The organism is Moorena sp. SIO1G6, assembly GCF_010672795.1.
In the GTDB taxonomy this organism is placed as follows: Bacteria; Cyanobacteriota; Cyanobacteriia; order Cyanobacteriales; family Coleofasciculaceae; genus Moorena; species Moorena producens.
The window spans coordinates 1-4,418 of sequence record NZ_JAAHFZ010000027.1; the positions used below are offsets into that span (position 1 = coordinate 1).

The 4,418-nt window shown below is 41.8% G+C and carries 3 protein-coding genes and 1 pseudogene; 1 reads left to right on the top strand and 3 read right to left on the bottom strand.

Translation table 11 applies throughout. The annotated features are described in order from the left end of the window. Nucleotides 1-136 (top strand): annotated as a pseudogene (locus F6K63_RS22665) (IS4 family transposase); the annotation flags it as partial. 77 nt (nucleotides 137-213) lie between these two features. Here the strand turns inward: F6K63_RS22665 and F6K63_RS22670 are convergent. The 3 genes from F6K63_RS22670 to F6K63_RS22680 all read right to left on the bottom strand — a co-directional run. Further along, nucleotides 214-1,872, bottom strand: coding sequence for a glycosyltransferase family protein (locus F6K63_RS22670; protein ID WP_287313172.1), 1,659 nt, complete (start codon nucleotides 1,870-1,872; stop codon nucleotides 214-216). Nucleotides 1,873-1,941: 69 nt separating this feature from the next. Further along, on the bottom strand, nucleotides 1,942-2,676 hold the full coding sequence (kdsB, locus tag F6K63_RS22675; RefSeq protein WP_008179275.1) for a 3-deoxy-manno-octulosonate cytidylyltransferase: 735 nt from the start codon (nucleotides 2,674-2,676) through the stop codon (nucleotides 1,942-1,944). Nucleotides 2,677-3,101: 425 nt separating this feature from the next. Continuing rightward, the coding region (locus tag F6K63_RS22680) for an SGNH/GDSL hydrolase family protein (RefSeq protein ID WP_287313173.1) at nucleotides 3,102-4,418 on the bottom strand (1,317 nt) is incomplete at its 5' end.

Below are 4,418 nucleotides of genomic sequence, written 5' to 3' on the forward strand. Positions count from 1 at the left end.
ATAAATGTTGGGGATTAGTTGAAAATTTGATGCATTTAAGTCGTCATAAGCTCGATCATTATTTACGAGGTATGAGAGCTATGAAGCTTATACAGTCTACTTTTTAGCTCTCATGTCGCCCCCCCAGGATTACTAGATTTTTTTACTGACGGTTTAAACTAATTTTTTTATTATTTAAATAATACTTTTATATCTAACTAATTCAGGATTGAATTAGTTTTTAATTAATCCTGAATTTCTGATTAACGTCTTTGTCCAGTTCACTAATGGCAGGGAGGACAATCCCTGACTTACCTTCGCCTTAAGACTCAGCTTGGGTACAAACAGTTTTGGTGTAGACTTTACTAAGTGAGCTTGAGAAGGTCTAGTCAGTTTTTGGTAAACCAAACAGGCTCCTACTCCTAACTGATGGTGGGAATTAGCTGCACAAATTCTGATCGGTAATAAACCAGACCATCTTGCTAGTATGCTTAACATTACTTTTGTGAAAATTGTAGCTTTTCCTACCACTAATAAAAATCCCGATTCAGGGAGTTGTGGTTCAATCTCTACCAGAAGCTCCTTGATAGATAGCAGCTTATCCGGCAAATCCACCATTACCATCTGAAATTGTTTGCCCCCTGTCAGCTCTAAAGGCAGACTTTGTAGCTGAACCTGGTCTTTAACCTCAACCTTGGAGCACCAAGTTTTGACATCTGCTAAAGCTTCTGTAGTATTAGCATAAGTAATATCTAACCGTGGCAAGTCTGCTAAATCTGACAGTAGCTCTTTATTTCTACCTTTCCAGTAGAGAAGTTTGATTCGAGAGTTAAGCCGATGGATTTCTTGAATCAGCTCGTAAATTTTTAAACGAATGACAAATTTTTTTTCGTCTATCGGCTGATTAATGTGCAGCACCCGTGTGTCATGTTCTAAACGGAAAGGCGGCTCAATCTCACCCTGTAAGATGTAGCGGTATAACTTTTGCTGTATTGCTTGTTGACTGTAGCAATCTATCAGCTTTTGATGACCTGCTATAGCAATTTTTTCTGCTTGCTCAGGATGCTTTAGATAAAACTCAATCTTATCCAGCAGCTCATTTTCACTATCATAGCACTCTAGGTGAACCCCTTCTTCAAATAGAGAAAATAAACCTGACTGAGGACTGAGACGGTCTGTTAGTAGTAAACCTCCTGCCATGAGTACTTCAAAAATCCGGCGATTTGTATCTCCATTTAAACCACAATTCAATACTATCCGGGACTTACTGTAGTCCTCTAAGGATTCAAGATATGGCTTGCGACTGATATCAATTTTGACGCCATTATCCTGCAGGAACTTTAGTAGGTTGCTGCGGTAGACGTGCAGTGATGACTGAGAACCTCGGAAAATAATATCGTAGGATTTGGCTTCCTTCTTCTGAGGAACATAGTGCTCAATGACAGGAGTTCCTGGTAACCAGAAGACATTTTTCAGACCTGCTTCCACAAAGAAATGTAAATGTTGAACCCCCTGATAGACCCAATGGTAATCACAGTCAAAGCTTTGGCAGTATCTAATCATGCCACTTAGAGACTCATCACCCCAGTGAAAAGTATCCCCAATTTTCATGACTTTTGGACATGTTAATTTATCAAGTCCTCGCGGCATGAAGTGCATATTCCTGGCAGACATCTGCACTAGATCAGGATAAAAATCACTGGGTAATTTATCTAAAATAATATCAATAGAGAATTCTCCCATTGGGACGGGAATAGCTTTACCTGCCTTTACAGCCTCTGGCGGTGGATTAGGGCAAGCAGTTAATATTTGAGGGTCATTTTCTCTTAATCGATTCAGATTGAACTGAGAAATTGATACAGGACCAGAAATAATACGTAGTTCCTTAATCATTAAGGTAGTGCCACAAATTGAGAGGTTGTCATAGAATCAGCTACTTTTTGAGCCAAAGCCTTTAGAGTGCTATGCAGTTGGTGCCATAATCAAGGCTTGAGCCTGCACTAAATCCTCAGGGGTATTAATTTCCAAAACTGCCCTTTCAGTAAGACACACCCGAATCGCAAATCCATGTTCCAGTACTCGCAACTGCTCTAAGCCTTCACACTCCTCTAGGAGTGTGGGTGACAGTTGAGCATATTTGCTCAGGAAATCTCGCTCAAAAGCATAGAGTCCGAGATGGTGAAATACAGGTGCATCTCCAGAATTACGGAAGTAAGGAATGGGAGCGCGGGAAAAGTAGAGGGCGTGACTTTTGCGATCGCATACGACCTTGACTGAGTTAGGGTCTTGATAGTTTGTTGCCATATCCAGAGGACAAGCAAGAGTCGTCATTGCAGGAAACTCCCCTTTGAGATAGGGACTTACCAGCTGGGTCAGCATCTGAGCAGTAACAAAAGGTTGGTCTCCTTGGACATTGGCTATTGCCGTCATTTCCGGATAACGTTGAGCTACTTCTGCAACCCGGTCAGTACCAGTAGCATGGTCTGAGCTAGTCATTTCTACCTCTCCCCCAAACTTCCCCACACAATCCGCAACTAATTCAGAGTCAGTGGCAACTACCACCTTAGTGAAATCAGGACAACGTTTAGCTGCTTCATAAACCCTCTGCACCATTGGGCGATCGCCAATCATTGCCAAGGGTTTGCCAGGAAAACGAGTTGAATCATAGCGAGCAGGAATAACGGCAAGAATATTCATAAACTAAGTTACCTAACGGGTGATATAATGACTGTTATTAAATTTATCAGTAGCTTTTTTTAACTCTCGTAAAGACGAGAAATAACTGGAGTATTGCCACAGGTTTGGGCGTAAAATAAATTATCGAAAAATATACTTTATAGCTTTCAAATCTACCAATATCTCTTACCCAAAACAAAGACTTGATTATGATTCCGAGACCGCAGTTGCTGATTATGGGTATGATTTCGCCCCCCTAACCCCCCAATACTGGGGGGAAGGAAACTCTCAAAGTCCCGCGCCGCCAAATACTGGGGAGAATTAGCGGATGCTTCGATTTTTTACAGATGGGGATTTAGGAGGCAGTAGCCAAATAATACAAATAAATTCATACTTAAATTCAGCAACGCCTTATGATCTATTTGTAAATGCTATAGCTAAGTCTACTAAACCAGGGTGAAAGCATCAGACGTGATAGTTGTTGCTTGCACCCGATTTAGTAAAGCTAACTGTTCACCACCATTGATAATCCAGGTATCATTGGTATTGGAACCAGTACCTTGAGTGATTGTCAGCTGCTCCCACCTTAAACCACCAGATAGTGCCAGCCAATCTTCACCAACTACAAAATCAGTAATGGTCTTAGTTCCCTCTCCTGGGGCTAAGACAAATATGTCGTCACTAGCACCTCCAGTTAGTAGGTCATTACCACCACCACCATTAATGATATTGACATCTCCATCACCTATTAAAATATCGTCATAAGGTGAGCCAATCATGTTTTCAATATCATTAAGAGTATCTTCACCACTATTAGTATTCAGAATGCTGTTGTACCAAACATCAGCAACCTTTCCATAACCTTCTACATTGGGGTGAACACCATCTGGCAAATCACTGGGCACTAAGGCACTGTAAACATCGACAAAAGTTACGTTTTTGTCTTCCTCGACCTTGTCACTGACAATATCGGGTATAGATAAATTAAAATCTATGCCCTGCTGTTGTTGTGCTGGAGTTGGAATAAAATCACTGTCCGGTTGCTCTGGATTTGTACCAAGTGGTGGGATTGAGCTTACCAAAAGCTCTGTATTTGGTAACTGATTAGTAATCTGATCAATCAGATTACTAAGCCGTAATGGTGCATTGCTAACATCGTCACCTTTGAGTATGTCATTGGTGCCGATCATTAACAGCACCATATCTGGCTGATAAGTGTTTAACCAACCATTAACATTATTGGCAATATCACGAATTCTCCATCCCCCAAATCCCGCATTGTCTTTATCAAAGCCATCGGGTCCAGTAGACCGGGGGCCAACAAAATCTATGTTGAAACTATCATCGACTAATAAATTCCACAAATCATCACGGTAAGCTGCTGTATCTCCCCAATCCCGACCAGGCAAGCCGAAGGTGTTGGAATCACCTAGGGGCATAATCTTAAACGGCGTGTCAGGTGAAGTGGCAAATTTGTGAGTGACGATATCAGTTTCCAGGTTGGCAATGATAGAGCCGTTTGCCTGAACATAAGTTATAGTATCAATTCCGTTGCCCCCATTAAACGTGTTGTTACCTGTACCACCATTAATTACGTTACCGAAGTTGACAGTTGGTGGGTCTAGTTCAGGCTCAGCCTCAGGAGTTGGGGTCACAGATGGTGAGACCGGAATCAAATCAATGTAGTTGATGTTGAAGCCCCCACTCAGTACATCCAGGCGCAATTGATGAGTCCCGGCACTGAGGCTGAGCACTTGGGAAGA